Annotated in this window: 25 protein-coding genes; 15 read left to right on the plus strand and 10 right to left on the minus strand. The window is 69.6% G+C overall.

Going from position 1 to position 26223, the window contains the following annotated elements; all coding sequences use genetic code 11:
* Positions 1–26: 26 nt before the first annotated feature.
* Positions 27–1292, minus strand: a complete 1266-nt coding sequence (gene urtA / locus V4F39_RS02860) for an urea ABC transporter substrate-binding protein (RefSeq protein ID WP_332287727.1) — start codon at positions 1290–1292, stop codon at positions 27–29.
* Between the two features lie 181 nt (positions 1293–1473).
* On the opposite strand from urtA, the gene V4F39_RS02865 reads away from it, so the two are divergent.
* Both V4F39_RS02865 and V4F39_RS02870 read left to right on the plus strand, forming a co-directional pair.
* Positions 1474–1629 (plus strand): hypothetical protein, encoded by a 156-nt coding sequence (locus V4F39_RS02865; RefSeq protein ID WP_332287728.1) that lies wholly within the window; start codon positions 1474–1476, stop codon positions 1627–1629.
* 52 nt (positions 1630–1681) lie between these two features.
* Positions 1682–3352, plus strand: a complete 1671-nt coding sequence (locus tag V4F39_RS02870; RefSeq protein ID WP_332287729.1) for an NAD(P)/FAD-dependent oxidoreductase — start codon at positions 1682–1684, stop codon at positions 3350–3352.
* A gap of 16 nt (positions 3353–3368) precedes the next feature.
* On the opposite strand, the gene V4F39_RS02875 is transcribed toward V4F39_RS02870, so the two are convergent.
* The 3 genes from V4F39_RS02875 to V4F39_RS02885 form a co-directional block, all read right to left on the minus strand.
* Entirely contained in the window at positions 3369–4634 is a 1266-nt protein-coding gene (locus tag V4F39_RS02875; protein ID WP_332287730.1) for an MFS transporter, read from the minus strand.
* 797 nt (positions 4635–5431) lie between these two features.
* On the minus strand, positions 5432–7054 hold the full coding sequence (locus V4F39_RS02880) for a hypothetical protein (RefSeq protein ID WP_332287731.1): 1623 nt from the start codon (positions 7052–7054) through the stop codon (positions 5432–5434).
* A 60-nt stretch (positions 7055–7114) separates the two neighbouring features.
* Positions 7115–7786 (minus strand): cysteine hydrolase family protein, encoded by a 672-nt coding sequence (locus tag V4F39_RS02885; protein WP_332287983.1) that lies wholly within the window; start codon positions 7784–7786, stop codon positions 7115–7117.
* Between the two features lie 226 nt (positions 7787–8012).
* Between V4F39_RS02885 and atzF the strand changes: the two genes are divergently transcribed.
* Genes atzF through V4F39_RS02925 form a run of 8 tightly spaced genes read left to right on the plus strand, consistent with a single transcriptional unit; the run spans position 8013 to position 15309 of the window.
* Positions 8013–9854 (plus strand): allophanate hydrolase, encoded by a 1842-nt coding sequence (gene atzF, locus V4F39_RS02890; protein ID WP_332287732.1) that lies wholly within the window; start codon positions 8013–8015, stop codon positions 9852–9854.
* A 44-nt stretch (positions 9855–9898) separates the two neighbouring features.
* Positions 9899–10894: an ABC transporter substrate-binding protein gene (locus tag V4F39_RS02895; protein ID WP_332287733.1), complete on the plus strand. Its 996-nt coding sequence runs from the start codon at positions 9899–9901 to the stop codon at positions 10892–10894.
* A 5-nt stretch (positions 10895–10899) separates the two neighbouring features.
* Positions 10900–11727, plus strand: a complete 828-nt coding sequence (locus V4F39_RS02900) for an ABC transporter permease (RefSeq protein ID WP_332287734.1) — start codon at positions 10900–10902, stop codon at positions 11725–11727.
* The gene (locus V4F39_RS02905) at positions 11724–12545 is read left to right on the plus strand and encodes an ABC transporter ATP-binding protein (RefSeq protein ID WP_332287735.1); all 822 of its coding nucleotides are present in this window, start codon (positions 11724–11726) and stop codon (positions 12543–12545) included. Before V4F39_RS02900 ends, V4F39_RS02905 begins: the two co-directional genes overlap by 4 nt.
* Positions 12542–12754, plus strand: coding sequence for a DUF4089 domain-containing protein (locus V4F39_RS02910; RefSeq protein WP_332287736.1), 213 nt, complete (start codon positions 12542–12544; stop codon positions 12752–12754). The genes V4F39_RS02905 and V4F39_RS02910 overlap by 4 nt, the downstream gene beginning before the upstream one ends.
* Complete coding sequence (locus V4F39_RS02915; protein ID WP_332287737.1) at positions 12751–14166, plus strand: AtzE family amidohydrolase; 1416 nt, start codon at positions 12751–12753, stop codon at positions 14164–14166. The genes V4F39_RS02910 and V4F39_RS02915 overlap by 4 nt, the downstream gene beginning before the upstream one ends.
* Positions 14163–14558, plus strand: coding sequence for an oxalurate catabolism protein HpxZ (hpxZ, locus tag V4F39_RS02920; protein WP_332287738.1), 396 nt, complete (start codon positions 14163–14165; stop codon positions 14556–14558). The genes V4F39_RS02915 and hpxZ overlap by 4 nt, the downstream gene beginning before the upstream one ends.
* Before the next feature lie 10 nt (positions 14559–14568).
* A complete protein-coding gene (locus V4F39_RS02925; RefSeq protein ID WP_332287740.1) occupies positions 14569–15309 on the plus strand; it encodes a GntR family transcriptional regulator in 741 nt (246 codons plus the stop codon).
* A gap of 89 nt (positions 15310–15398) precedes the next feature.
* On the opposite strand, the gene V4F39_RS02930 is transcribed toward V4F39_RS02925, so the two are convergent.
* Positions 15399–15848, minus strand: coding sequence for a PaaI family thioesterase (locus tag V4F39_RS02930; protein ID WP_332287742.1), 450 nt, complete (start codon positions 15846–15848; stop codon positions 15399–15401).
* 171 nt (positions 15849–16019) lie between these two features.
* Here V4F39_RS02930 and V4F39_RS02935 point away from each other — a divergent pair, with 171 nt between their 5' ends.
* The 4 genes from V4F39_RS02935 to V4F39_RS02950 all read left to right on the plus strand — a co-directional run bounded on the left by V4F39_RS02935 (position 16020) and on the right by V4F39_RS02950 (position 20321).
* The gene (locus V4F39_RS02935) at positions 16020–17132 is read left to right on the plus strand and encodes a phosphotransferase (RefSeq protein ID WP_332287743.1); all 1113 of its coding nucleotides are present in this window, start codon (positions 16020–16022) and stop codon (positions 17130–17132) included.
* A gap of 40 nt (positions 17133–17172) precedes the next feature.
* Positions 17173–18834, plus strand: coding sequence for a long-chain fatty acid--CoA ligase (locus V4F39_RS02940; RefSeq protein WP_332287744.1), 1662 nt, complete (start codon positions 17173–17175; stop codon positions 18832–18834).
* A gap of 61 nt (positions 18835–18895) precedes the next feature.
* Positions 18896–20059 carry a TA system antitoxin ParD family protein gene (locus tag V4F39_RS02945; protein ID WP_332287745.1) on the plus strand — a complete coding sequence of 388 codons (1164 nt, stop codon included), beginning with the start codon at positions 18896–18898 and terminating at the stop codon, positions 20057–20059.
* 7 nt (positions 20060–20066) lie between these two features.
* Positions 20067–20321 (plus strand): cupin domain-containing protein, encoded by a 255-nt coding sequence (locus tag V4F39_RS02950; protein ID WP_332287746.1) that lies wholly within the window; start codon positions 20067–20069, stop codon positions 20319–20321.
* A 19-nt stretch (positions 20322–20340) separates the two neighbouring features.
* Here the strand turns inward: V4F39_RS02950 and V4F39_RS02955 are convergent, their stop codons facing one another.
* The 5 genes from V4F39_RS02955 to V4F39_RS02975 all read right to left on the minus strand — a co-directional run bounded on the left by V4F39_RS02955 (position 20341) and on the right by V4F39_RS02975 (position 25043).
* Positions 20341–21501 (minus strand): ABC transporter substrate-binding protein, encoded by a 1161-nt coding sequence (locus V4F39_RS02955; protein WP_332287747.1) that lies wholly within the window; start codon positions 21499–21501, stop codon positions 20341–20343.
* A 153-nt stretch (positions 21502–21654) separates the two neighbouring features.
* On the minus strand, positions 21655–22389 hold the full coding sequence (locus V4F39_RS02960) for an ABC transporter ATP-binding protein (protein WP_332287748.1): 735 nt from the start codon (positions 22387–22389) through the stop codon (positions 21655–21657).
* Positions 22382–23146, minus strand: a complete 765-nt coding sequence (locus tag V4F39_RS02965) for an ABC transporter ATP-binding protein (protein ID WP_332287749.1) — start codon at positions 23144–23146, stop codon at positions 22382–22384. The genes V4F39_RS02960 and V4F39_RS02965 overlap by 8 nt, the downstream gene beginning before the upstream one ends.
* Positions 23139–24155, minus strand: a complete 1017-nt coding sequence (locus V4F39_RS02970) for a branched-chain amino acid ABC transporter permease (protein ID WP_332287751.1) — start codon at positions 24153–24155, stop codon at positions 23139–23141. The genes V4F39_RS02965 and V4F39_RS02970 overlap by 8 nt, the downstream gene beginning before the upstream one ends.
* A 24-nt stretch (positions 24156–24179) precedes the next feature.
* Positions 24180–25043: a branched-chain amino acid ABC transporter permease gene (locus tag V4F39_RS02975; RefSeq protein ID WP_332287752.1), complete on the minus strand. Its 864-nt coding sequence runs from the start codon at positions 25041–25043 to the stop codon at positions 24180–24182.
* A 243-nt stretch (positions 25044–25286) separates the two neighbouring features.
* Between V4F39_RS02975 and V4F39_RS02980 the strand changes: the two genes are divergently transcribed.
* A complete protein-coding gene (locus V4F39_RS02980) occupies positions 25287–26216 on the plus strand; it encodes a 2-hydroxyacid dehydrogenase (RefSeq protein WP_332287754.1) in 930 nt (309 codons plus the stop codon).
* Positions 26217–26223: the final 7 nt, after the last annotated feature.

Consider the following 26223-nt stretch of genomic DNA (forward strand, 5'->3'; position numbering starts at 1 on the left):
GCCGGCCCGGTTCCAGTCTTCTCAGCTCACTTCTTCTCGGGCACGTTCTTCTTGCCCTTGTTCTCGGGGATGTAGTCGCTCCACGGATCGGCCACGACCGGGCCCGGCGTCTTCCAGACCACGTTGAACTGGCCGTCGGCCTTCACCTCGCCGATGAACACCGGCTTGTGCAGGTGGTGGTTCTCCTTGTCCATCGTGCTGGTGAAGCCGCCCGGCGCCTTGAAGGTCTGGCCGGCCATCGCGGCGATAACCTTGTCGGTGTCGGTGCTCTTGGCCTTGGTGACGGCCTGCGCCCACATGTGGATGCCGATGTAGGTGGCTTCCATCGGGTCGTTGGTCAGCGGCTTGTCCTTGTGGCCGGGGATGTTCTTGGCCTTGGCGTAGTCGCTCCAGGCCTTGATGAAGGCGTCGTTCGTCGGGTTCTTCACCGACATGAAGTAGTTCCACGCGGCCAGGTGGCCCACCAGCGGCTTGGTGTCGACGCCGCGCAGCTCCTCCTCACCCACCGAGAAGGCCACCACCGGCACGTCGGTCGCCTTCAGGCCCTGGTTGCCCAGTTCCTTGTAGAAGGGCACGTTGGAGTCGCCGTTGATGGTGGAGACCACCGCGGTCTTCTTGCCTTCGGAAGAGAACTTCTTGATCTTGGCGATGATGCTCTGGTAGTCCGAGTGGCCGAAGGGGGTGTACTCCTCCATGATGTCGGCCTCGGCCACGCCCTTGCTCTTCAGGAAGGCGCGCAGGATCTTGTTGGTGGTGCGGGGGTAGACGTAGTCGGTGCCCAGCAGCACGAAGCGCTTGGCGCTGCCGCCGTCCTTGCTCATCAGGTACTCGACCGCCGGGATGGCCTGCTGGTTGGGCGCGGCGCCGGTGTAGAAGACGTTCTTGCTGAGCTCCTCGCCTTCGTACTGCACCGGGTAGAAGAGCAGGCTGTTCAGCTCTTCGTACACCGGCAGCACCGACTTGCGGCTCACCGAGGTCCAGCAGCCGAAGGTCGCGGCGACCTTGTCCTTGGTGATGAGCTGGCGCGCCTTCTCCGCGAAGAGGGGCCAGTTGGACGCGGGGTCGACCACCACCGGCTCCAGCTTCTTGCCGAGCACGCCGCCCTTGGCGTTGATCTCGTCGATCGTCATCAGCGCGACGTCCTTCAGGACGGTCTCGGAGATGGCCATGGTGCCCGACAGCGAGTGCAGGATGCCGACCTTGATGGTCTCCTGTGCATGGGCGGCGGTGGCGCCGAGCGCGGCCAGCGCGACGGCGGTGAGCGAGATCGAGAAGGAACGGCGAGTGGTCATGGTTGCCCCTTTGAACTTGGTGGTGACCGCGAGAAATCGGACACCGGCAGGTTAGGGACGACCCCGGGGTTGGACCATACGCCGGATGGCGTACGGCCGGCGGCCCCGCCCGCCCCCGCCGGGGCGCCCCGCCCTTGTGGCCTAATTGCGGGTTGTCGATTCATTGACGGAGCACCATCCGATGGCCACCAAGTACAGAACCGAAGCCGAACGCAAGGCGACCCCTCCCGTGCCGGGAACCCGGCGCAGCGGCGGCGGCCAGCGCGTCAGCCTGGAACGCGGCTCGCACACCCGCAGCAAGAAGAACCCCGGCAAGCGGGCGAAGAAGGGCGGCTGAGCGCTGCCTGATCCGCTGATGCCGTGCTCACGGCCCCAGCCTTGACTCCACGATGCTGCGGATCACCGAACTTCGCCTCCCGCTCGACCACGCCGCCGACGCGCTGCGCCCGGCGGCGTGCGCACGGCTGGGCCTGGCCGACGCCGAGCTGAAGGACTTCACCGTCTTCCGCCGCGGGTACGACGCCCGCAAGAAGTCCGCGGTGGTGCTCAGCTACACCCTGGACTGCGAACTGGCCCCGGGCGTCGACGAGGCCGCGCTGCTGCAGCGCTTCCAGGGCGACCCGCAGGTGCGGCCCAGCCCCGACACCCGCTACCGTTTCATCGGCCACGCGCCGGTGGACTTTTATGCCGCCGGCCGGCCGCGGCCCGTCGTCGTCGGCTTCGGCCCCTGCGGCCTGTTCGCCGCGCTGGTGCTGGCGCAGATGGGTCTGCGGCCCATCGTGCTCGAGCGCGGGCGGGCCGTGCGCGAGCGCACCAAGGACACCTGGGGCCTGTGGCGCCAGGGCGTGCTCGATCCGGACTCGAACGTCCAGTTCGGCGAGGGCGGCGCCGGCACCTTCAGCGACGGCAAGCTGTGGAGCCAGATCAGCGACCCGCGCCACCTGACGCGCAAGGTGCTCACCGAGTTCGTCAAGGCCGGCGCGCCGGAAGAGATCCTCTACGTCAGCAAGCCGCACATCGGCACCTTCCGCCTGGTCAGCATGATCGAGAAGATGCGGGCCGAGATCGAGGCGCTGGGCGGCGAGATCCGCTTCGAGCAGCGCGTGACGGACCTGCTGATCGAAGGCGGCCGCCTGCGCGGGCTGACGCTGGCCTCGGGCGAGGAGCTCGCCGCCGACCACGTGGTGCTCGCCCTGGGGCACAGCGCCCGCGACACCTTCGCGATGCTGCAGCAACGCGGGGTGTTCCTCGAGGCCAAGCCGTTTTCGATCGGCTTCCGCGTCGAGCACCCGCAGGGCGTGATCGACCGCGCCCGCTTCGGCCCCAATGCAGGCCACCCGATCCTCGGCGCGGCCGACTACAAGCTGGTGCACCACGCCCGCAACGGCCGCTCCGTCTACAGCTTCTGCATGTGCCCGGGCGGCACCGTCGTCGCCGCGACCTCGGAAGAAGGCCGGGTGGTGACCAACGGCATGAGCCAGTACAGCCGCAACGAGCGCAACGCCAATGCCGGCATCGTCGTCGGCATCACGCCGCAGGACTACCGCCAGGATGGCCTCGGCGACGGGCCGGTGAACCCGCTCGACGGCATCGCCTTCCAGCGCCACTGGGAGTCGCGGGCCTTCGAGCTCGGCGGCGGCGGCTACCACGCGCCGGGGCAGCTGGTGGGTGACTTCATCCAGGGCCAGCGCTCCAGCGCCGCCGGCGACGTGCTGCCGTCGTACAAACCGGGCGTGCACTTCACCGACCTGGCCGAGCCCGGCCGCGGCAGCCTGCCGGACTACGCGCTGGCCGCCATCCGCGAGGCGCTGCCGGCCTTCGAACGCCAGATCCGTGGTTTCTCGATGCCCGACGCGGTGCTCACGGGCGTCGAGACGCGCACCTCGTCGCCGCTGCGCATCACGCGCAACCGCAAGTACCAGAGCCTGAACGTCGCCGGCCTGTATCCGGCCGGCGAGGGCGCGGGTTACGCCGGCGGCATCATGTCGGCCGGCGTCGACGGCATCGAAGTGGCCGAGGCGCTGGCGGCCGAGCTGCTCGCGATCGAGACCGCGGGCTGAACCCTTTCGCGGCCGCTCAGGCTGCCGCAGGCACGGCCCCGCCGCGGCGCCGCGTGCGCACCAGCAGCGTGACGGCGATCGCCAGGTTCAGCAGGTTCCAGGCGATGCCGTTCAGGAAGGCTGCGTCGTAGCTGCCGGTAAGGTCGAACACCTTGCCCGACATCCAGCCGCCCAGCGCCATGCCGAAGAGCGTGAACATCAGCACCGTGCCCACGCGCGCACCGGCCTCGGCCGGCGGGAAGTGCTCTCGCACGATGATCGCGTAGGACGGCACGATGCCGCCCTGGAACAGCCCGAACAGCGCCGAGACCACGTAGAGCGACACCAGCCCGTCGAAGGGCAGGAAGAGGATCAGCGCCACGCACTGCAGCGCGCCGCCCAGCAGCAGCGTGCGCAGGCCGCCGATGCGGTCGCAGATGGCGCCGGAGACCAGCCGGCTCACCACGCCGAAGCCGAGCATCAGCGACAGCATCTGCGCCCCGCGCGCCGGCCCGTAGCCGAGGTCGGCGCAGTAGGCCACGATGTGCACCTGCGGCATCGCCATCGCCACGCAGCAGGCCACGCCCGCCACGCACAGCAGGCCCTGGGCGGTGCCGATGCTGAAGCCGAAGGGGCGCAGGGCGTTGCCGACCGGCGCCGCGCCGGCCTTGGCCATGGCGGGCGTGGCGCCGGACTCGGCCAGGGCGGGCGGGCGGGCCCGCATGAAGAGCGCCAGCGCCGCCATCGTCACGCCGCAGAAGAGGCCCATGCCGATGTAGGTCTGCCGCCAGCCGACCTGCTCGACGAAGTGCTGCACGATCGGCGGCCAGACCGCGCCGGCCACGTAGTTGCCGCTGGCGCATACCGCCACCGCGATGCCGCGCCGCTTGACGAACCAGAGGGACGTATCGGCCACCAGCGGCGCGAAGGCCGCCGCGCTTCCGAACATGCCCACCAGCAGCGCCTGCGCCACCGTAAAGGCGACGATGCCACCGGCCAGGCCGCAGGCCACATAGCCGATGCCCAGGCTGGCCGCGCCGATCAGCAAGGGCCACATCACACCCCACCGGTCGGCCAGCCGCCCCATGACCATGCCGCCCAGGCCGAAGCCAAGCATCAGCAGCGTGTAGGGCAGCGAGGCATCGGCCCGCGCCACGCCGAACTCGGCCTGCACGGCCGGCAGCACCACCGACACGACATACATGCCGCTGCTGCCAACCGTCATGATCAGCAGCGTGAGCGCCAGCCGGAACAGGGCGTAGCGGGAATCGGGCCGATGCACGGCCGGGGCGGTGGTCTCCATCGTTCTTCTCGGCGCTGCGGCTGTGGCGCCGCGGGCTGCCGATTGTGCAGGGCGGCGCAGGATCTGGTATTGCGAAGGTGCTACATCCCCTCGGCATGAGGAAGGGGCGTCCGTTGTCATGGCCTCGAGGTTGGTGCCAGGGTCACCCGCGTGGGGAACACGACCTACCCGGAAGCGAAGCCCTTGAAGGAATATGGTTCATCCCCACTCGCGTGGGGAACACGACAAGGCCAAGGCCGGCCAGATCCTCGACAACGGTTCATCCCCACCCGCGTGGGGAACACAACTTCTCAGCGCCGGCCTTGTACAGCGTCGGCGGTTCATCCCCACCCGCGTGGAGAACACATCGGTGGCGTCGCGCGAGACTATCCGCTGTACGGTTCATCCCCACCCGCGTGGGGAACACACTTCTCTCAACCTTTTGATTTCACTGCGAGTTTCAACCTCTCAAACTTCTACCGAAATCTGGAGCCTTCAAAACCCAGGTTGTTAATGAGCTTTCGGCAGCTGAGCTGACCAGCACCCGCGTGGCCAAGGCCCAGCGTCGCAGCAGCCTCCAGCAGAGCCGGCAGCATATCGAGCGATGCCCCACCCGTCGCCCAACGTGCCACTCCTCACGGCCGCCACCGTCGCGTAGATCGTGGCGTGCTTGCCCAGGTCGTTGACGACCGTCAACCGCACGGCGCGGCTGCCCGCAGCCGTCGGGGCCAGCATGGCGCTGGACGTGGCCACGGCTGCGACCTGCACAGACACTACGCTGGCTGATGCCAGCGCCGACACAAAGGAGAAGCGCGGCCTCAGGCCACGGCGGGATGCCCTCCCTCCTCCGCCGGCTCCGCATGCCCATGCTCCGCGCCCTTCGGCTCCACCACCGCGAACTTCGCGCAGGCCAGCAGCACGGCGGCGAAGCCCAGGTAGCTCACCGCCACCGACAGGCTCTGGCCGATGCCGATGCGCTCGCCGTGCATGAAGCCGAAGAACGTGAGCAACGCGCCGGCCACCGCAAAGGCCGCGGCCTTCACCAGCTCGCGGTCGATGATGAAGACGGCGATCGCGCCCAGGATCAGCCCGCCGAGGATGGCGCCGCCGCCCAGCACCTCGAGCCCGTGGTACAGCACGCCCATCTGCCCCAGCTTGTCGAAGCCCACCGCCGCGGCGCTGGTGCCGGCGGCGCCCAGCGCGTTGTCGATCTGCAGCTTGCCCCACGCGGCCAGGTGCGGCATGAAGGCGAGGATGACGGCCGGCGCGTGGCTGCGCGGCGTCTCCTGGAAGGCCTGCGCGCCGATCAGCATGCCGATGTAGAGCAGGATGGGCGCGATGGCGACCACCGGGATCAGCGAGGTCATCACCGCGATGATGCCCAGCCAGCACATCAGCAGCACCGCGATGCCGGTGGCCGCCGAGTAGCCAATGCGCCCGCCCATCGACTTCCAGCCCGGGTGGCCGATGTACACGGCGTTGATGAACGGGTTGCCCATCAGGCAGCCGATGAGGCTCACCACGCCGTCGGCCGTCAGCACGCGGGTGGTCGGGAAGCTGTCGCCGCCCGCGGCCGCGCTTTCCACGTTGTCCATCGCTTCCACGAGGTCGTAGATGCCGAAGGGGATGGCGGTGACGAGGATGATGGCGAGGAACTCGAAGCCCGAGAACACATGGCCCACCGCCGGCAGCGGCACGGAGAAGCCGAAGTTCGAGAACGAGGCCGCGAGGTTGGCGAGGCTCATGCCGCCGACGGGCATGCCCAGCGCGGTGGAGCCCCAGGCGATCAGGCAACCCACCGCGATGGCCACCAGCCCGGCCGGGATGCCGCGGAACCAGCGCACGCCGCCGAACCAGCTCACCAGGATGATCGCGAAGCACACCACGCCGAGCAGCGGCGTCATGAACATCTCCAGCGCGGGGCGCAAGGCGATGAACGCGATCGACACGCCCGCCAGGGTGCCCAGCAGCGCGGCGCGCGGCGTGATGCGGCGGATCACCGGCGCGATGAAGCCCCCGATCATCAGCACGAAGCTCTGCACGAAGACCCAGGTGAGCCCGGCCTCCCAGCCCTTGATCGGGTCGCCCGTCTTCAACGAGATGGGCAGCATGATCACGAAGACCACGACGAACATGTGCGGCACGCTGATGCCCGAAGGCAGCGCGCACACGTCGCTGCGGCCGGTCTTCTTGGCGAGTTGCCAGGCCAGGTAGGCGTAGTACGCGGTGGACAGGAACATCATCAGCCCCGCCGCCGGCAGGATGCGGCCGAACACGATGTCGTCGGGCATCTTCAGCACGAAGCGCAACAGGCCGGTGAGCACCAGCAGGTTGACGAGGATGTTGGTGCCGAAGCCGAAGAAGGCATTCCAGTCGCCGGGCACCCAGAGACGGGGACCGGGGCCGGGCGCGGGCGTGGACGCGATGCGTGTGGTCGTCATGGAGCGCTCCTGTCGTGGAGGGGATTGGCGGATGGACGAAGAAAACGGGGCGGTGCGTGGTCAGGCGGGCCGCTCGAGCGCCGCGAGCACGCGGGCCGAATCGCTCACCCAGCCGAAGATGCCGCCCTGTGCCTGCACCATGCGCAGCGCGGTCTCGTGGAACTCGGGGAAGTACGACGCGCAGCAGTCGCCGGGCACGATGCAGCGGTAGCCGCGGTCGTTGGCCTCGCGCACCGTGGTGTGCACGCAGACCTCGGTGGTGACGCCGCACACGATGAGGTTCTCGATGCCGCGGTGGTGCAGCATCGGCCCCAGTTCGGTGGCGTAGAAGGCGCCCTTGCCGGGTTTGTCGATCACCGGCTCGCCCGCCTGCGGGTACAGCTCGGGGATGATGTCGTGGCCCGGCTCGCCGCGGATCAGGATGCGGCCCATCGGCCCTTTCGCGCCGATGCGCACGCTCGGTGCGCCGCGCTCGATCTTGGCCTTGGGCGCATCCAGCAGGTCGGGCCTGTGGCCTTCGCGGGTGTGGATGACCAGCATGCCAGCGGCGCGCGCGGCCGACAGCAGCGCCTGGCACGGCGCGATGGCTCGGCGCAGCAGCGAGACGTCGTTGCCGAGGCTTTCACCGAAGCCGCCCGGCTCGATGAAGTCGCGCTGCATGTCGATCATCACCACCGCCGTCCTGCGGATGTCGATGCGGATGGGTTCGGGCGCGGCGTCGAGAGTCGTCAGCACGGGTGGCTCCTGTTCCCCAATTTGATGCATACGAACTGGGATACCAGTTGGTCGACCCGGAGGGTGCAAGAAGCAAGCCATGGACGGGCGCTGCTTTCCGGTGCCCGGGCGGCCTCGTAGCGCCGGCACCCGCATCCCCGGTGAGGCCACATGCCGGAAGAGCCACTGGGCCGCATGGCACGGATGATGCAAGTGCACCAACTGGTATACCAATACGTGCACCATGAACGAACACATGCCCCTGACGCTGGCCGACTGGCACGCCGCCTACCGCGGCGGTGCATCGCCGGCCGACCTGCTCGGCGCGCTCGCACGCCGGCTCGCCGACGGCCCGCGCGAAGCCTGGATCCACCGCGCCACCGCGGACGAGGTGGGCACGCAGGCCGCGGCCCTGGAGGCCCGCCTCGCCGCGACCGCCGCCGACCCGGCCGGCCGCGCGGCCCTGTGGCAGGCGCTGCCGCTGTTCGGCGTGCCCTTCGCGGTGAAGGACAACATCGACGTGGCCGGCGCCCCCACCACCGCCGCGTGCCCCGCGTTCAGCCACGTGGCCGGGCGCCACGCCGTGCCCGTGCAGCGCCTGCTCGATGCCGGTGCGGTGTGGATGGGCAAGACCAACCTCGACCAGTTCGCCACGGGGCTCGTCGGTGCACGCTCGCCCTACGGCCGGCCTGCCAGCACCTTTGATGCCAGCCGCGTGAGCGGCGGCTCCAGCTCGGGCTCGGCGGTGGTGGCCGCACGCGGCGACGTGGCGTTCTCGCTGGGCACCGACACGGCCGGCTCGGGCCGGGTGCCCGCGGGTTTCAACAACATCGTCGGGCTCAAGCCCACGCCGGGCCGCGTCAGCACCACCGGCGTGGTGCCTGCCTGCCGCAGCCTCGATTGCGTCTCGGTCTTCGCGCTGACGGTGGAAGACGCCGCCGCGGTGCTGGCCGTGATGGAAGGCCCCGACGCCGACGACGCCTACAGCCGCTTCGAGCCCGGCCCGGCGCGGCTGCCGGCGCGGCTGCGCATCGGCGTGCCGATGACGCCGGTGCTCGATGCTACGCACGCCGCCGCCTGGCCGCCTGCGGTGGCGCAGGCCCAGCGGCAGGGCCACGAGATCGTGCCGATCGACTTCGCCCCGCTGCATGCGGTGGCCCAGCTGCTGTATGGCGGCCCCTGGGTGGCCGAGCGCCATGCGGCCGTGCAGGCGCTGCTCGAGCAGTCGCCCGAGGCGCTCGACCCCACGGTGCGCACCGTCGTCGAGCAGGCCGTCGGCATGACGGCGACCGACGCCTTCCGCGGCCAGTACACACTGCGCGCGGCGCAGCAGGGTGCCGCCGCGCTGTGGCAGCAGGTCGACGTGCTGATGGTGCCCACCGCGCCGGGCCACCCCACCTTCGCGCAGGTGGACGCCGACCCCATCGGCGCCAACTCGCGGCTGGGCACGTACACCAACTTCGTCAACCTGCTGGGCTGGTGCGCGCTGGCGCTGCCCGCCGGCTTCACCGAAGGCGGGCTGCCCTTCGGCGTGACCTTCATCGCGCCCGGCAACGCCGACGCCGCGCTGGCCCACTTCGGTGCCGGCTGGCAGGCCGCGCTGGCACTGCCGCTGGGCGCCACCGACGTGCCCTACCCCGGCGCACCGGCGCAGCGCGGCGGCTGGCCCGCCGCCGAGCCGACGATGCCCATCGCCGTGGTGGGTGCGCACCTGTCGGGCATGCCGCTCAACGGCCAGCTGACCGAACGCAGCGCCACGCTGCGCGCAGCCACCACCACCGCGCCGCACTACAAGCTCTACGCGCTGCCCAACACCACGCCGCCCAAGCCCGGCCTGCAGCGCGTGGCCGAAGGCGGCGCGGCCATCGCGGTGGAGGTGTGGAACGTGCCGCTGAAGCACGTGGGCTCGTTCCTCGCGTTGATCCCCGCGCCGCTGGGCCTGGGCAGCCTGGAGCTGGCCGACGGCACGCAGGTGCACGGCTTCATCTGCGAAGGGCACGCCCTGGCCGCCGCCACCGACGTCACCGCCTTCGGCGGCTGGCGCGCCTACATCGCCGACATGAAGGCGCGCAGCGCACCGCGTTGACGCGCCGCCTTTCGACTTTTCTCTTTCGCCCCCAGGAGTTGACGATGAACCGACGTTCCCCCTTGCCCACGACGCGGCGCCAGCTGCTCGGCGCCGCCGCCGCGGTGGCCGCCCTGGGCGCGCCCGCGCTGGTGCGCGCGCAGGCCGGCCCCAAGATCCGCATCGGCTACTGGCCGGTGGCCGCCGGCCTGCCGTTCTTCGCCGCCGTGGAGAAGGGCTACTTCAAGGAAGCCGGCCTCGACGTGGAGGCGCTCAAGTTCGCCGGCGCGCAGCAGGTGATGGAAGCCATGCTGGCCGGCCGCTGCGACGGCAGCTCCAACGGCACCGGCTCGGGCAACCTGGGCGTGGGCGAGATCGCCTCGCCCGGCCTCTTCAAGATCATCGCCACCAACCCGAGCAACGCCAAGTACGTGCTCGACCAGTTCCTGGTGCCCAAGGACAGCCCGGTGAAGACCATCGCCGAGCTGAAGGGCAAGCGCGTGGCCAGCGGCCCCGGCATCCAGAACAAGACGCTGGCGCTGGCCGTGCTCGAGCGCGCCGGCGCGCCCGGCACCACGGTGACGGAGCTGCCGATCGGCCAGCACGTGGCGGCGCTCGCCGCTGGCCAGGTGGACGCGGTCTACACGCTCGAGCCCACCGGCACCGTCGGCCGGCTCAACGGCACCACGCGGGTGCTGGAAGCGGGCGTGATCGCCAAGTACATCCTCGGCGACCCGCTGGCACCCTGGCATGGCGGCTCGGCCGCGCTCACCACCGAGTTCATCAAGAAGTACCCGGCCGAGACCAAGAAGTACATCGCGGCGTATGCCAAGGGCATCGAGCTGGTGCGCAACCAGCCGGCCGAGGCGCGGCAGTACCTGAAGGGCTACACCGCCATCGAAGGGCCGCTGACGGGCGAGGTGCCGCTGGCCTCGTACATGCTCTACAACGAGTTCAAGCCGGCCGACGTGGCGGCCTTCCAGAAGTTCTTCGACCTGTTCACCGACAAGGGCGTGTTCGAGAAGAAGCTCGACGTGCAGTCCCTCATCTACAAGGGGTAAGACACATGGCCGACACGTCCTCTGCCGCGGCGCCCTGGGCGTCGTCGGCCAACGCCCCCGCGGCGCGCCAGCCCCGGCGCTTCGACGCGGGGCGGCTGCTGCCCTTCCTCGGGCCGCTGGTGCTCTTCATCGTGTGGGACCTGGTGGTGCGCGCCGGGTTGATCAAGCCCATCCTGCTGCCGCCGCCCGCGGCCACGCTGGGCACGCTGGTCAGCGGCCTGGCCGGCGGCCCGCTGCTGCTCGACTTCGCGGTGACGGTGTGGCGCACGGTGCAGGCCTTCCTCATCGCGGCGGTGGTCGGCGTGCCGCTGGGCGTGCTGCTCGGCAGCAACGAGAAGGCCTACCGCAGCGTCGAGTTCCTGATCGACTTCTTCCGCTCCACGCCGTCGTCGGCGCTGATTCCGCTCTTCCTGCTGATCTTCGGCGTGTCCGACATCAACAAGGTGGCCATCGCCGCGTTCGGTGCGCTGCTGATCGTGGTGTTCAACAGCGCCTACGGCGTCATCAACGCGCGCAAGCAGCGGGTGATGGCGGCCAAGGTGATGGGTGCCACGCGCTGGCAGATCTTCAAGGACGTGCTGGTGTGGGAAAGCCTGCAGCCCAGCTTCGTGGGCCTGCGCTCGGCGGTGTCGATGGCGCTGGTGATCGTGGTGGTGGCCGAGATGTTCATCGGCTCCGACAACGGCCTGGGCCACCGCATCATCGACGCGCAGCAGGTGCTGAACGTGAAGACGATGTACGCCGCCATCCTGGCCGCGGGCATCCTGGGCTACGTGCTCAACATCCTGTTCCTGGTGATGGAACGCAAGATCGTCCACTGGAGCGGCCGATGAGCGCAGTCCTCAACGCCCCGGTCGTCGCGGACGTTCCGCAACGGCCCTTCGTGCCCGGCCCGGCCGGCACGCACATCACCATCCGCGGGCTGACGAAGTACTTCGCCGGCTGGCCGCTGTACGAGAACTTCGACCTCGACATCCCCAAGCACAAGATCGTCTCGGTGTTCGGGCCCAACGGCTGCGGAAAGAGCACGCTGATCAACATGATCGCGGGGCTGATCCCGATCGACTCGGGCCAGATCCTGTTCGACGGCAAGAGCCTGAAGGACACCAAGATCGGCTACGTGTTCCAGAACTACCGCGAGGCGATGTTCCCGTGGATGCGCACGATCGACAACATCGCCTACCCGCTGAAGCTGGAAGGCCGCAGCAAGGCCGAGGTGGACCGGCGCATGGCCGAGCTGGTGGCGTCGTTCGACGTCAAGTTCGACCTCAACCGCTACCCCTACGAGCTGTCGGGCGGGCAGCAGCAGACGGCGTCGATCATGCGCGCGCTGGCCCCGGGGCCGGAAGTGCTGTTCCTCGACGAGCCCTTCTCGGCGCTCGACTTCGAGATGACGCTCTTCATCCGCGAGAAGCTGCAGGAGGTGTTCATCCAGACCGGCACCACGATGCTGCTGGTGTCGCATGATCTCGAAGAGGCCGTGTACCTGGCCGACGAGGTGCTGCTGCTGACCAAGCGGCCCACCAAAGTGGCCGAAATCCTGCGCTACGACGACCCGCGGCCGCGCACCGTGGCCACGCTGTCGGAGCCGTCGTTCGTGGCCACGAAGAAGCTGAGCCTGGAGATCTTCCAGCGGGAGGTTCGCAGATGACGATGACACCTGCGCAGATCGAAGCCTACGTCGACGCCGCCTCGGCGGCCGTCGGCCTGCCCCTGTCGCCCGTGCACCGGCCCGGCGTGCTGCGCTACTTCGGCCTCGCGGCCGACATGGCGGCGCTGGTCAATGGCCTGCCGCTGGCGCCGCACGACGAGCCGGCCGGCGCCTTCGTGCCGATCGGCCCCGACGAGGTGCAGCGATGAACGCGGACCAGCTGCTCCTCGGGCCGGCACACGCCATGGCCGCCGCGGTGCGCGCGGGCACGGTGACGGCCGAGGCGCTGGTGCAGGCGAGCCTGGCGCGCATCGAGCGCACCGACACCGCGGTCAACGCCTTCACCGACCTCACCGCCGCGCGCGCGCTGGCTGCCGCGCAGGGCATCGACGCACGGTTGAAGGCCGGCGACGAGGCCACGCGCAAGCTGCCGCTGCTGGGCGTGCCCTACGCGGTGAAGAACCTGTTCGACGTCGAAGGCCTGACCACGCTGGCCGGCTCGAAGATCGAACGCGGCCAGCCCGCGGCACGCCAGGACGGCCCGCTCGTGCAGCGCATGGATGCGATGGGCGCGGTGCTGGTCGGCGCGCTCAACATGGACGAATACGCCTACGGCTTCACCACCGAGAACAGCCACGAAGGGCCGACGCGCAACCCGCACGACCTGTCGCGCGTGGCCGGCGGGTCTTCAGGCGGTTCGGGCGCCGCCGTCGCCGCGGGGCAGGTGCCGATCACGCTCGGCTCCGACACCAACGGCTCGATCCGCGTGCCCTCGTCGCTTTGCGGCGTGTTCGGGCTGAAGCCCACCTACGGCCGCCTGCCGCGCAACGGCAGCTATCCCTTCGTGGCCAGCCTCGACCACCTGGGCCCCTTCGGCCGTTCGGCGCTCGACGTGGCGCTGGCCTACGACGCGATGCAGGGCCACGACGGCGCCGACCCGGCCTGCGTGCGGCGCGCCGTCGAGCCCACCGCACCGACGATCACGCAGAGCCTCAGCGGCCTGCGCATCGCGGTGCTGGGCGGCTACTTCCACGACAACGCCGGGCCCGACGCGCAGGCTGCCGTCGCGCGTGTCGCGCAGGCCCTGGGCGGGCTGCATGCGGTCGAGCTGCCGGAAGTGGCGCGCGCCCGCGCGGCTGCGTTCGTGATCAGCAACGCCGAGGGCGCCACGCTGCACCTGCCCGACCTTCGGCTGCGGCCCGGCGACTTCGAGCCGCTGTCGCGCGACCGCTTCCTGGCCGGCGCGCTGCTGCCCGCGGCCTGGGTGCTGCAGGCCCAGCGCGTGCGGCGCTGGTTCGCCCTGCGCGCGGCCGAGCTGCTGCGCGACGTGGACGTGCTGATCGCGCCCGCCACGCCGGTGGTGGCGCCGCCCATCGGCTCCGAATGGATCGAGGTCGGCGGCCAGCGCCTGCCCGCGCGGCCCAGCCTCGGCCTGCTGACCCAACCCCTGTCCTGCATCGGGCTGCCCGTGTGTGCGGCACCGGTGTGGGGCTGCCACCCGCGCATGCCGATCGGCGTGCAGATCATCGCCGCGCCCTGGCGCGAAGACCACGCGCTGCGCGTCGCGCATGCGCTCGAACAGGCGGGCGTCGTTCAGGCGCCTGTCGCCACCCTCCCATGACCCTCGACACCATCAACCTCCCCGACATCCTCGCCGAAGTGCAGGCCGTCTTCGCCCGCTATGAAGACGCGCTCGTCCACAACAAGGTCGACGTGCTCGACGAGCTGTTCTGGAACTCGCCGCACACCGTGCGCTACGGCGCCACCGAGAACCTGGTGGGCTATGCGCAGATCCAGGCCTTCCGCGCCGGCCGCTCGCCCGCGGGCCTGGCGCGCAGCCTGCGCCACACCGTCATCACCACCTACGGGCGCGACTTCGCCACCGCGATGACCGAGTTCGTGCGCGAGGGCAGCACCGCCATCGGCCGGCAGAGCCAGACCTGGGTGCGCCTGCCCGAAGGCTGGCGCGTGGTGGCCGCGCACGTGAGCCTGCTGGCGGCGCCCCCTCGGTAAGATCGGCCGCATGCGCGCCCTCGCCGCTTCCGCCACCGCAGCCCCCCCGTCAGCGGCCCCCCTGCGACCCAACCTGGCCGAGCAGGTCTATGCCCGCCTGAAGGCCGAGATGATCGACTTCCAGCTCGTGCCGGGCGACCGGTTCTCGGAAGCCGAGCTGGGCCAACGCCTGGGCGTGAGCCGCACGCCGGTGCGCGAGGCGCTCTTCCGGCTGCGCAACGAGGGTTTCCTCGACGTCGAGCCCAAGTCGGGCTGGTCGGTGCGGCCGATCGACTTCGGCAAGCTCGAGGAGCTGTACGACCTGCGCGTGATCCTCGAGAGCGCGAGCGTCGCGCGGCTGTGCGCCCACACCGGCACGCCCCCCGACGAGCTCGAATCGCTGAAGGCCATCTGGCTGGTGCCGGCCGCCGAGCGGCTGGCGGACTCGCGCGAGGTGGGCCGGCTCGACGAGCAGTTCCATGCGACGCTGGTGCGCGCCGCCGGCAATGCCGAGATCGCCCGCGTGCACTGGGACGTGACCGAGCGCATCCGCGTCATCCGCCACCTCGACTTCACGCGGCCCGACCGCGTCGAGGCCACTTACGCCGAGCACGCGAAGATCCTGCGCGCGGTGATGCAGCGCAAGCTCGACCAGGCCCAGCTGCTGCTGAAGACGCACGTCGAGCAGAGCAAGGCCGAGGTGCGCAAGATCACGCTGGCGACGCTGCACGAGGCCCGCGAGCGGGGGAAACACCAGCACCCGGCGTCGTGAGTACACGCCGCCACCCGCCGGGCGGGTTGCGCGGCCGCCTTGGGGCGGCCCGGCGCCGGCCGCGACCGGTGGGGCACCCGACGGCGACGTCAGCCGATGTGCCTCGGGCGGCCGGTGACCGAGAACACGCCGCTGGCGCGCAGCATCACGCGCTCGCCCACCCGCAACAGGCATTCGGCGAACGCGAGCTGCCGGCCCTGGCGGCGCACGGTGACATGGGCTTCGAGCCAGTCGCCGGGCTGGGCGGCCGAGAGGTAGTCGACGCTCAGGCTCACCGTCACCAGGTGCTGGCGGGGCTGGCGCAGCATCGACACGTTCATGCCCAGCGCGGAATCGGCCAGCGTGGCCAGCATGCCGCCGTGCGTCACCCCGAGCATGTTGGTGTGCTTCGCCTCGATGCGCAGGCCCATCAAGGCGGTGCCATCGGGCTGGCGCTTGGCATACACCGGCCCCAAGGCCTGGAAATATGGGCCGCCCTGCTCCAGGGGATGGAAGCCGGCGGGGATGTCGTTGTCGGCAACGGACGTGGCAGTGCTCATGCCCGGCACCATACCGCAGTTTCTGATTGCCGATCGAGACGCTGCGCGATCGCCCTGCCCGACGGGCGCGGTACTCGGGTATACCAGCCATTCCAAAGCGGACGGCGCTGGCAGAATCTTCCGCAGGCGGCCGCCCGGCCGCAGCGTCCCCCTCGACCCGACCAGCCCACGATGAGCGCCACCGAGCAGCAACTCTTCAGCGGCACCCGGCCCGTGGCCGCAGCCCATGCCTTCGATGTCGGCCGGCTCGACGCCTACCTGCGCGGCCATCTGCCGGGCTACAGCGGCGAGCTGCAGGTGGCGCAGTTCAACGGCGGGCAGTCCAACCCCACGTTTCGGCTCGCGGCGGGTGAACGCCAGTACGTGCTGCGCCGCAAACCGCCCGGCGTGCTGCTGCCTTCGGCCCACGCGGTGGACCGCGAATACCGCGTGATCCGCGGGCTCGCCGGCACCGACGTGCCCGTCGCACGTGCGCACCTGCTGTGCGAAGACCCGGACGTCATCGGCTCGATGTTCTACGTGATGGACTACGTGGAGGGCCGCATCTTCTGGGACCCGCGGCTGCCCGGCATCGCCCCCGCCGAGCGCGGCGCGCTCTACGACGAGATGAACCGCGTGATGGCCGCGCTGCACCGCGTCGACCCGCAGGCCGTGGGCCTGGGCGGCCATGGCAAGCCGGGCCGCTACCTCGAACGGCAGATCGACCGCTGGACGAAGCAATACCGCGCCGCCGAAACCGAGCCCATCGCGGCCGCCGACGCGCTGATCGACTGGCTGCCGCGCCACCTCCCGGCGGGCGACGAGACGCCGCGCATCGTGCACGGCGACTACCGCATCGACAACGTGATCTTCCATCCGACCGAGCCGCGCATCCTTGCGGTGCTCGACTGGGAGCTGTCCACGCTCGGCGACCCGCTGGTGGATTTCGCCTACCACTGCCTCGCCTGGCACATGGCCGCGGGCGAAGGTGCGCGCGGCATGGCAGGTGAAGACCTGGGCGCGCTCGGCATCCCCACCGAGGGCGCCTACCTGCAGCGCTACCTCGAACGCACCGGCCGCGTCGCCACGGCGGGCGGCGCACCGGCGGTGTCGGCCGCGGAATGGGGCTACTACCTCGTGTTCAACCTGTTCCGGCTCGTCGGCATCCTGCAGGGCGTGCTGGCGCGGGCCCTGCAGGGCAACGCCTCCAGCGCCCGTGCGCTGGAAGCCGGCCGCCGCGCCAGACCACTGGCGGAGCAGGCGTGGGCGATGGCGCAGCGGCTCGACGGCGGGCGCGTGGCATGAGCGAACGCCCGATGCGTCCCTCGTCGGTCGAGGGGCTGTCATGAAGCACTGGCCGCCGGGCCAGCCGCGGCACCTGACCATCCCCGAAACCCACCTGTGGTTCAACGTCGAGGTGTCGGCGGCGCGCTTCCCGCACAAGCCCTTCATCGTCTTCTACGACACGCCGCTCACTTTCGCCGAGTTCAAGCGCGAGGCCGAGGCGCTGGCCGGCCACCTGCAGCAGGTGTGCGGCGTGCAGCGCGGCGACCGCGTGCTGCTCGACCTGCAGAACAGCCCCCAATGGGCGCTGGCGTTCTACGCCATCCTGCGCGCCGATGCGGTGGTGGTGCCCGTCAACCCGATGAACCGGCGCGAGGAACTGCGCCACTACGTGCAGGACAGCGGTGCGCGTGTCGCCTTCGTCGCGCAGGACCTGCTGCCCGAACTGCAACCCCTGCTGCAGCCCGGCGGGCTGGCGCACATCGTCGTCGCCACCTACGCCGACCACCTGCGCCACCCCACCGACCTGGCCGTGCCCGCGTTCGTGAGCGCCGCGCGCGACGTGCCCGACGCCCCCGGCGTGCATGCATGGGCCGACGCCGTGGCCCAAGCGCATGGGCCCGCCCCGCTGCGCAACGGGCCCGACGACCTCTGCGTGATGCCCTACACCTCGGGCACCACCGGCCACCCCAAGGGCTGCATGCACACGCACCGCAGCGTGATGTGCACGACGGTGGGCGGTGTCCAGTGGTTCACGCGAACGCAGGACGCGAGCTACCTCGGCGTGCTGCCGTACTTCCACGTCACCGGGCTCACCGGCGGCCTCAACGGGCCGATGTTCACGGGCGCCACCGTCGTCGTGCTGCCGCGCTGGGACCGCGAGGCCGCCGCGCGCTGCATCGAGCGCTACCGCATCACGGTGTGGCAGGCCATCTCGACGATGGTGATCGATTTCCTCTCGCAGCCGGGCATCGAGCGTTTTGACCTCTCCAGCCTGAGCGGCATACGCGGCGGCGGTGCGGCCATGCCGGCCGCCGTGGCCGCCAGGCTGAAGGCGCTGACGGGGCTGGACTACGTCGAAGGCTACGGCATGTCGGAGACCATCGCCGGCACGCACATCAACCCGACGCACCGGCCCAAGCCGCAATGCCTGGGCATTCCGGTGTTCGACGTCGACGCACGGCTCATCGACCCTTCGACGCTGCAGGCCGTGCCGCAAGGCGAGGTCGGCGAGATCGTGATCCACGCGCCGCAGGTGATGCAGGGCTACTGGAACAATGAGGCTGCCACGCGCGAGGTGTTCATCGAGATCGACGGCAAGCGCTTCCTGCGCACCGGCGACCTGGCCACCATCGACGAGGACGGTTACTGGTTCATGGTCGACCGCCTCAAGCGCATGATCAATGCAGCGGGCTTCAAGGTGTGGCCGGCAGAGGTCGAGGCGCTGATGTACCAGCACCCAGACATCCAGGAAGCCTGCGTGATCAGCAGCCTGGATGCGCGGCGCGGCGAAACGGTCAAGGCGGTCGTGGTGCTGAAGCCCGCTGCCGCCGGCCGCGTCACCGAGCAGCAGATCGTCGACTGGTGCCGCGAGCACATGGCCGCATACAAGACGCCGCGCACCGTGCAGTTCGTCGATGCGCTGCCGAAGTCGGGGACGGGCAAGGTGCAGTGGCGGGCGCTGCAGGAGCGGGAAACGCAAGGGGGCGCTGGCGATGCCTGAAACGGCATCGGTTCGACACGCCGCGGTTGCATGTGGCAAAACGCCACACTGCACTGCAACCATGGCTCAAAGCATCCGCGTCTCCGACGACCTGTACTTGCTGGCGCAGGCCGAAGCACGACGCATGAGCCTCAGCCTTGCCCAGCAGATAGAACATTGGGCGAAGTTGGGCCTGGGCTTTGAATCGTCCGGTGTCGGCCTCGACGACGTACGCTCGGCCACGCTGCGAGCCCGGCTGTGCCAGGACGAACTGGACGCGAGCGAGGGCAGGATCTCGGCGCACAGCCTGATTGCCATTCCCGAATCCATGGCGCGCAATGCGAAGGTCACGTTGCCCGAAACGGATGCCGAGGATCCAGCCGTCGTGGTGACAAAAAAGAAGATCGAGGCCATCACGCCCCCCGAGCTCGTCGAGCGAGCGCTTCGATGGGCAGGCGACAGCGTGGTGCTGATCGGCGGACAGGCACTCGGCTTCTGGATGCAACGCTACGGCATACGCTTGCCAGACGGCCTTGCCGCGATCTCTCGTGACGTCGGCTTCTTGGCACCTTCGCCCAACGATCTTTGCCATCGTCCGCCGGCGGCCGTTGCCATCAAGGGCCAGGCCATCATCCCGAGCCGCAGAGCCCTTACGGCATTGGTCGGGCAAGCTGTCGCAGACGTTTCCGCGGACGAATACATCAACATCGATGTGCTGTTCGACGTGGTCGGCATCTCGCCCGAAGCGGTGATGAAGCGGTCGGTCCGCATCGAAGCAGGCGAGACGGTCTTCCGCGTCATGCATCCACTGGACGTATTGCGAAGCCGGCTGGCCAACCTGCACAGACTACCCGCCAAGAGCTCGACACCAGACAAGCTCCTGATGAGCCTGCAGCAGTTGCAGGCCAACATCGAGGTGGTGCGGGCATTCCTTCGGGCGCAGGCAGCGACCAGCAGTGCTACAAACCTCGCAACCGGCCGAAGCCCTTTGCAAGCTTGGGTTTCGGAAATAGAACGGCTCGCCATCGAAGATGCCGCGAGGAAAGCAGCGGCGCGACACGCTCTGCATGTTGCCGACGCCATCGACCCGTCCTTGATACCGGCCGGCCCCTTCTGGGACAAGCGCTGGCCGGCACTCAAAGCATTGATGTCACCACGCTACGCAGCGCGGTTCACGCCGCCGATAGCACCCGGCTTCTCCGATGACACACCCCAGACAACACAAGCTCGCCGCCGCCGCCGGTGACCTCGCCATGGCATGGCACTCGAAGGTGCTCGGCCGCGCTGCCGGTGCCAACCTCAAGGTGCTGCGCATGGACGGTTCGGCCTACCCGGACGAAACGCATGACTTCGACGAAGCCCTGCTGGTCATCGACGGCCGCATGAACCTGCTGATGCAGGGCCACGTCGTCGTGGTGGAGGCCGGTGAACTCATCATCGTCCCTGCCGGCCTGCCGCACGCGGTGGCGCCTGGCAGCAACGGCACGCTGGTCATCATCGACCGTTGACGTGCCGCCCGCGCGGCGCCTATTTCGCCGCGTTCAGCGTGCTCAGCTTCACCTCGCGCAGCTTGCCACCCTCGACCACGGCCACGCGGGTGTCGTTGACGGTGCCGCCGCGCTCGTCGATGGCGTCCAGCGTGTTCGGGTTGTGCTCGGCGGGCAGCGACTTCACGGCCTTGTCCATCTGCGCGCGGATGGCCGTGGCGTCGGTGGCGGTGCCGGCCAGCTTCATCGCGATCGCGGTGGCATGCACCATCGTGTAGTTGTACGAGACCTCCGAGCTCGGCGTGCGGCCCGGGTAGCGCTTGCGGAAACGCTCGACGAAGGCCTTCGCGTCGGGGCTGCTGTCCTCGGCCAGCGGCAGCACGCCGATCGAGCCTTCCAGCATCGCGTAGCCGCCGGTGACGGCCGAGATCTCGTCCAGCTTGGCCTGGTCGATGATCGCGAAGCCGCCCTTGAAGCCCAGCTCCCGCGCCTGCTTGACCACCAGGCCGGTGGGCTCCGACGCACCGCCGACGAACAGCACCTCGGGCTTGGCCGCCATCACGCGGCTCACGCCGCTGTAGAAATCCGCCGAGCGGTTGTAGCTCATCGGGTTCTCGGCCACCACCTTGCCGCCGGCAGCCTCCCAGGCCGGCTTGAACGCCGCCGTCCAGGCCTTGGCGTAGTCGTGGTCGGCGTTGGCAATGGCCAGGTTCTTGCCGTACTTGCCCATCGTGTACTTCACGAAGGGCTGCACGTAGCCGGTGTACTCGGGCGGGATGCGGATGGTCAGCTTGTTGTTGCGCGCGGTGATCTGCGGCACGCTGCTGTAGGCCAGCAGCAGGTACTTCTGCTGCTCGTTCGTGGTCTGCAGCGCGAAGATGCCGCCCGAATGCGGCACGAGGATCGCCGGCGTCTTGCTCTCCTGCACGAGGCGCTGGGCGTTGATCGCGGTTTCGCTGGGGTTGTACTTGTCGTCAAGCGCGACGATCTCGAGCTTGACCTTCTTGCCGCCCACCTCCAGCCCCGCGGCATTGATCTCGGCCGCGGCCATCTGCATGCCGTCGAGCACGTTCTTGCCGTACAGCGCCGCGCCGCCGCTCAGCGGCCCCGAGTAGCCGATCTTCACGACGTCCTGCGCCCAGGCCGGGAGCGCAGCCACAGCGGCGGCGGCGAGCGCCAGGGTGCGTAGCGGGTGATGCATGGTTGTCTCCTTGCGGTCAGTGATTGCGTTCAGTACAAGGCCGTCAAACAGCCGTCTTTGATCAAGCTACAAGCCACGGATCCGGCTCCGCCGGTCCGGAGGCGGGCGGCCCCCTCGGGGGGGTAGCGAGCGAAAGCGAGCTTGGGGGCTCCATCAAGCGCCGATGTAAGCCCGCCGCACTTCGTCGTTCTTCAGCAGGCTCTGCGGATCGCCCTCCATCACGATGCGGCCGCTCTCGATGACGTAGGCGCGGTCGGCGATCTTCAGGGCCGCGTAGGCGTTCTGCTCGGCCAGCATCACGGTGGTGCCGGCGCGGTTGATGCGCTGGATGACCTCGAACACCTGCTTGACGACCAGCGGCGCAAGGCCGAGCGAGGGCTCGTCGAGCAGCAGCGCCTGGGGCCGGCCCATCAGCGCGCGGCCGATCGCCACCATCTGCTGCTGGCCGCCGCTCAGCGAGCCGGCCGGCTGGTGCTGCTTTTCCTGGAGGATCGGGAACAGCGCCATCACCTCGGCCAGCCTCCGCTCGTTGCCCGCCCTGTCGCCACGGTGCACGTAGGCGCCCAGGTTCAGGTTCTGCAGCACGCTCATCTGCGGGAACAGCTTGCGCCCTTCGGGGCACAGCACCAGCCCCTGGCCGACGATCTGCGACGGCTTCATGCCCACCAGCTCCCGTCCGCCGAAGCGGATGCTGCCGCCGGCCGCCGGGTGGATGCCGCTGGTGGCCAGGAAGATCGAACTCTTGCCCGCGCCGTTGGCGCCCAGCAGCACGACCAGTTCGCCCGGCTTCGCCTCCAGCCGCACGCCGTCGAGCGCGCGGAAGCTGCCGTAGTCGAGCGACAGGTTCTCGATCACCAGGCCGGCGGCCGCCTTGCGTTGCTCAGGCATCGGCATGCTCCGCGCCCAGGTAGGCATCGATGACCGCAGGGGTGCGGCGGATCTCCGCGGGCGTGCCCTCGGCGATCTTCTCGCCATAGTTCAGCACCAGGATCTTGTCGGCCAGGCTCATGATCATGTTCATCTTGTGCTCGATCAGGCACACGGTGATGCCGTGCCGCACGAACTTGCGGATCAGCTCGGCCAGGCCCATCGTCTCGTCGGGGTTCACGCCGCCCGCGGGTTCGTCCAGCAGCACCAGCTTCGGATCGGTGGCCAGCGCCAGCGCGAAGGCCACGCGCTTGCGCTCCTCCTGCGAGATGTCGCCGGCCATGCGATGGCCGATGTGCGACAGGCCGACGAAGTCGAGCGCGGCGCGCGCCTTCTCGCGGCACAGCCGCTCCTCGGCCTTCAGGCGCGCAGAGCCGGTGATCACGTCCCACAGGTTCGAACGGGTGCGCAGCCGGTGGCCGACGATCAGGTTGTCGAGCACGGTGGCCATGTCGAACAGCGCGGTGGTCTGGAAGGTGCGCGACACGCCCAGGCAGGCGACCTGGTCGGGCCGCATCTGGGTGACGTCGGTGCCCTCGAACAGGATCTGTCCGGCGCTCGGCTTGTGCACGCCGCTGATCAGGTTGAAGAACGTGGTCTTGCCGGCGCCGTTGGGGCCGATGATCGCGTTGACCTTGCCGCGCTCGACCGTGGTGCTGACGTCGTTCACCGCGGCGAGGCCGCCGAAGCGCTTGGTGAGGTGCCGGATCTCAAGCATGGCCCTGCACTCCCGAGGCCACCGGCCGGCGGGCATCGCCGGCGCGGCCGGCCGCGGGCTGCGCCGCGAGCGATGCCTTGCGCGCCCGCCACCCCTGCCAGCTGCCGACGATGCCGTGCGGCACGAAGATCACCAGCAGGATCAGGATGGGCCCGAACACGAGGAACCGGTACTCCTGGAGGAACTGCAGGTACTGCGTGAGCCAGGGCAGCGCGATGGCGCCCAGCAGCGGCCCCAGCAGCGTGCCCAGGCCGCCGACCAGCATGTACATAGTCATGTCGAAGGTGTGCTCCACGCCGGCCACCCCCGGGCCGAGGAAGCGCACGAAGCCCGCATACAGCCCGCCCGCCAGGCCCGCATAGAAGACCGACAGCACGAAGGCCAGCAGCTTGGCGCGCATGAGCCGGATGCCCAGCGCCTCCGCCAGCGCGTCGCTGTTGCGGATGGCGACAAAGCTGCGCCCGAGCAGCGAATTGACGATGCGCCGCATCGCCCACACGCCCACCACGAGGAAGAAGAAGACGAGGTAGTACAGCGCACGCGGCGTGTCGAACGACAGCGGGCCGATCGGCGTGGGCGCGGGGATGCCGATGATGCCGACGGCGCCGTGCGTCAGGCCCTCCCACTTCTCGATCACGAGGAACATGATGTAGCCCACGCAGAGCGTGAAGATCGAGAAGTAGTGGCCCTTGAGCCGCAGCGACACCGCGCCGACGGCCACCCCCAGCACCGCCGTGACCACGCCCGACAGCGCGAAGGCCACCCAGAACGGCACCTGGTGGTCGACCGTGAGGATGCCCACCGTGTACGCGCCCACGGCCATGAAGCCGCTGTGCGCGAGGTTGAACTGGCCCGTGTAGCCGGTGATGAGGTTCAGCCCGATCGTGGCGATGGCGTAGATGTAGGCGGTCGACATCACGGTGAGGTGGTAGTCGTTGCCCGCCATCAGCGGGAAGGCGAGGCCGAGCACGAACAGCGCCCCCCAGCCCAGGTTGGCACGGTCCGTCATGTCAATCTCCGGTGGTGGGCCATCTCAATGGGCTCCCTTGGCGAAGAGGCCCTGGGGCCGGAACGACAGGATCAGCACCAGCAGCGCGAAGGCGATGATGTCCTTGTAGTCGGTGGAGATGTAGAAGGCGCCGAAGCTCTCGGCGAAGCCGATGATCAGCCCGCCGACGATGGCGCCCGGCACGCTGCCCATGCCGCCGAGGATGATGATCACGAACGCCTTGGTGATCACCAGGTGGCCCATCGCCGGGTACACGAGGTTGATGGGCGCGTACAGCGTGGCCGCCACGGCGGCCAGCACGCCGGAGATCGCGAAGGTCATCATCGCGACGCGGTTGGCGTCGATGCCGACCAGCGAGGCGCCGTCGCGGTTCTGCGCCATCGCGACGATGGTGGAACCGGTGACCGTGTGGCGCAGGAAGAGCTGCAGCAGCACCATCAGCCCGAACGCGGCGCCGATGATCAGCAGCCGCTGCACCGGCGCGGTAACGCCGGCCAGGTCGATGATGCCGGTGTACGGCGTCTGCATGCGGTGGAAGTCGGCGCCCCAGATCGCCTGCGCGGCGGCCTCCAGGAACAGCAGCATGCCGATCGCCGCGATCATCGGGTGCAGGCCGGAGGCGTGGCGCAACGGATGGAACACCAGCCGCTCGGCCAGCGTGGCCAGCGCCGCGACGGCGGCGGCCGAGCCCGCCATCGCGATCCAGTAGTTGGCGCCCTGGGCCGCCATCAGGTGGTACGAGAAGAACGCCCCCGCCATGTAGAACGCGCCGTGGGCGAAATTGGGCACGTGCAGGATGCCGTACACCAGCGTGAGGCCGAGGGCGACGAGGCTGTAGATGCCACCGAGCGTCAGGCCATTGAGCACTTGCTGAAGGAAGAGATCCACGGCGAGCGTTGTCCTGGTTGGAGACCTGGGGCGTGATGGTGGAGGGGCCGCTGGGCCAGCGTCAACCGAAAGAGCGGTATGTATTTCGCATGGCGCAATAACCGGGGAAAGTACCAAGCAAACCCTCCTGCTGGCATGTCTCCGAGGTGCCAGGCACGTCGGGTTCCTCCTTAGAAAATGCGGTGTTTAGAATTCCCGGCATGGCCGAGGTGTCCGCGGCCTTGCAATCACTTTTGGAGTTCCATGGGCATCCTGCTGTTGTCGTCCCCCCTGCCCCCGGCACCGTTCGTCGATGCGCTGCGCGCCGCGGCGCCCGAGGTGCCGGTCTGGACCGACCTCGCATCCGCACCGGCCGACGAGGTCGAACTCCTGCTAGCGTGGCGGCTGAAGGCCGGCGTGCTGCCGCGCCTGCCGAAGCTGCGCGCGCTGTGCTCCCTGGCCGCCGGTGTCGACAAGCTCATCACCGTGCCGGACCTGCCGGCGGACCTGCCGCTGACGCGCGTGGTCGATCCGATGCAGGGCGTGCAGATCGCGCAGTACGTCGTGGCCGGCACGCTGCAGTTCACGCGCGACCTGCGCCGCTATGCGCAGCAGCAGGCGCAGCGCACCTGGGAGCGCCATCCGGTGCGGCCCGCGGCGCAGTGCCGCGTCGGCCTGCTGGGTCTCGGCGCGGTCGGACAGGCGATCGCCCGTGCCTTCGCGCCGCTGGGCTACCCGGTGGCCGGCTGGAGCCGCAGCCCCCGCGCACTGGACGGCATCGCCTGCTTCCACGGCGATGCGCAGCTGCCCGCGATGCTCGCGCAGACCGACATCCTCGTGTGCGCGCTGCCGCTCACCGAGGCCACGCGCGGCCTGCTGGACCACGAGCGGCTCTCGCAGCTGCCGCGCGGCGCGATCGTGGTCAACGTGGGCCGGGGCGAGCAGATGGTGGAGCCCGACCTGCGCGCGCTGCTCGACGCGGGCCACCTCGGCGGCGCGGTGATGGACGTCTTCGACCGCGAGCCGCCGCCGCCCGACGACTGGACCTGGACGCACCCGCGGGTGCTCGCGACGCCGCACATCGCGGCGCAGGCCTCGTTCGAGACCGTCGCCGCGCAATGCGTCGATACCCTGAGGCGACTGCGCGCCGGGCAACCACCACAATGGCTCGTGGACCGCAGCGCCGGTTACTGAGTGCCCC

Origin of the sequence: Aquincola agrisoli, from assembly GCF_036621135.1 — a bacterium.
Classification (GTDB): domain Bacteria; phylum Pseudomonadota; class Gammaproteobacteria; order Burkholderiales; family Burkholderiaceae_C; genus Aquincola; species Aquincola agrisoli.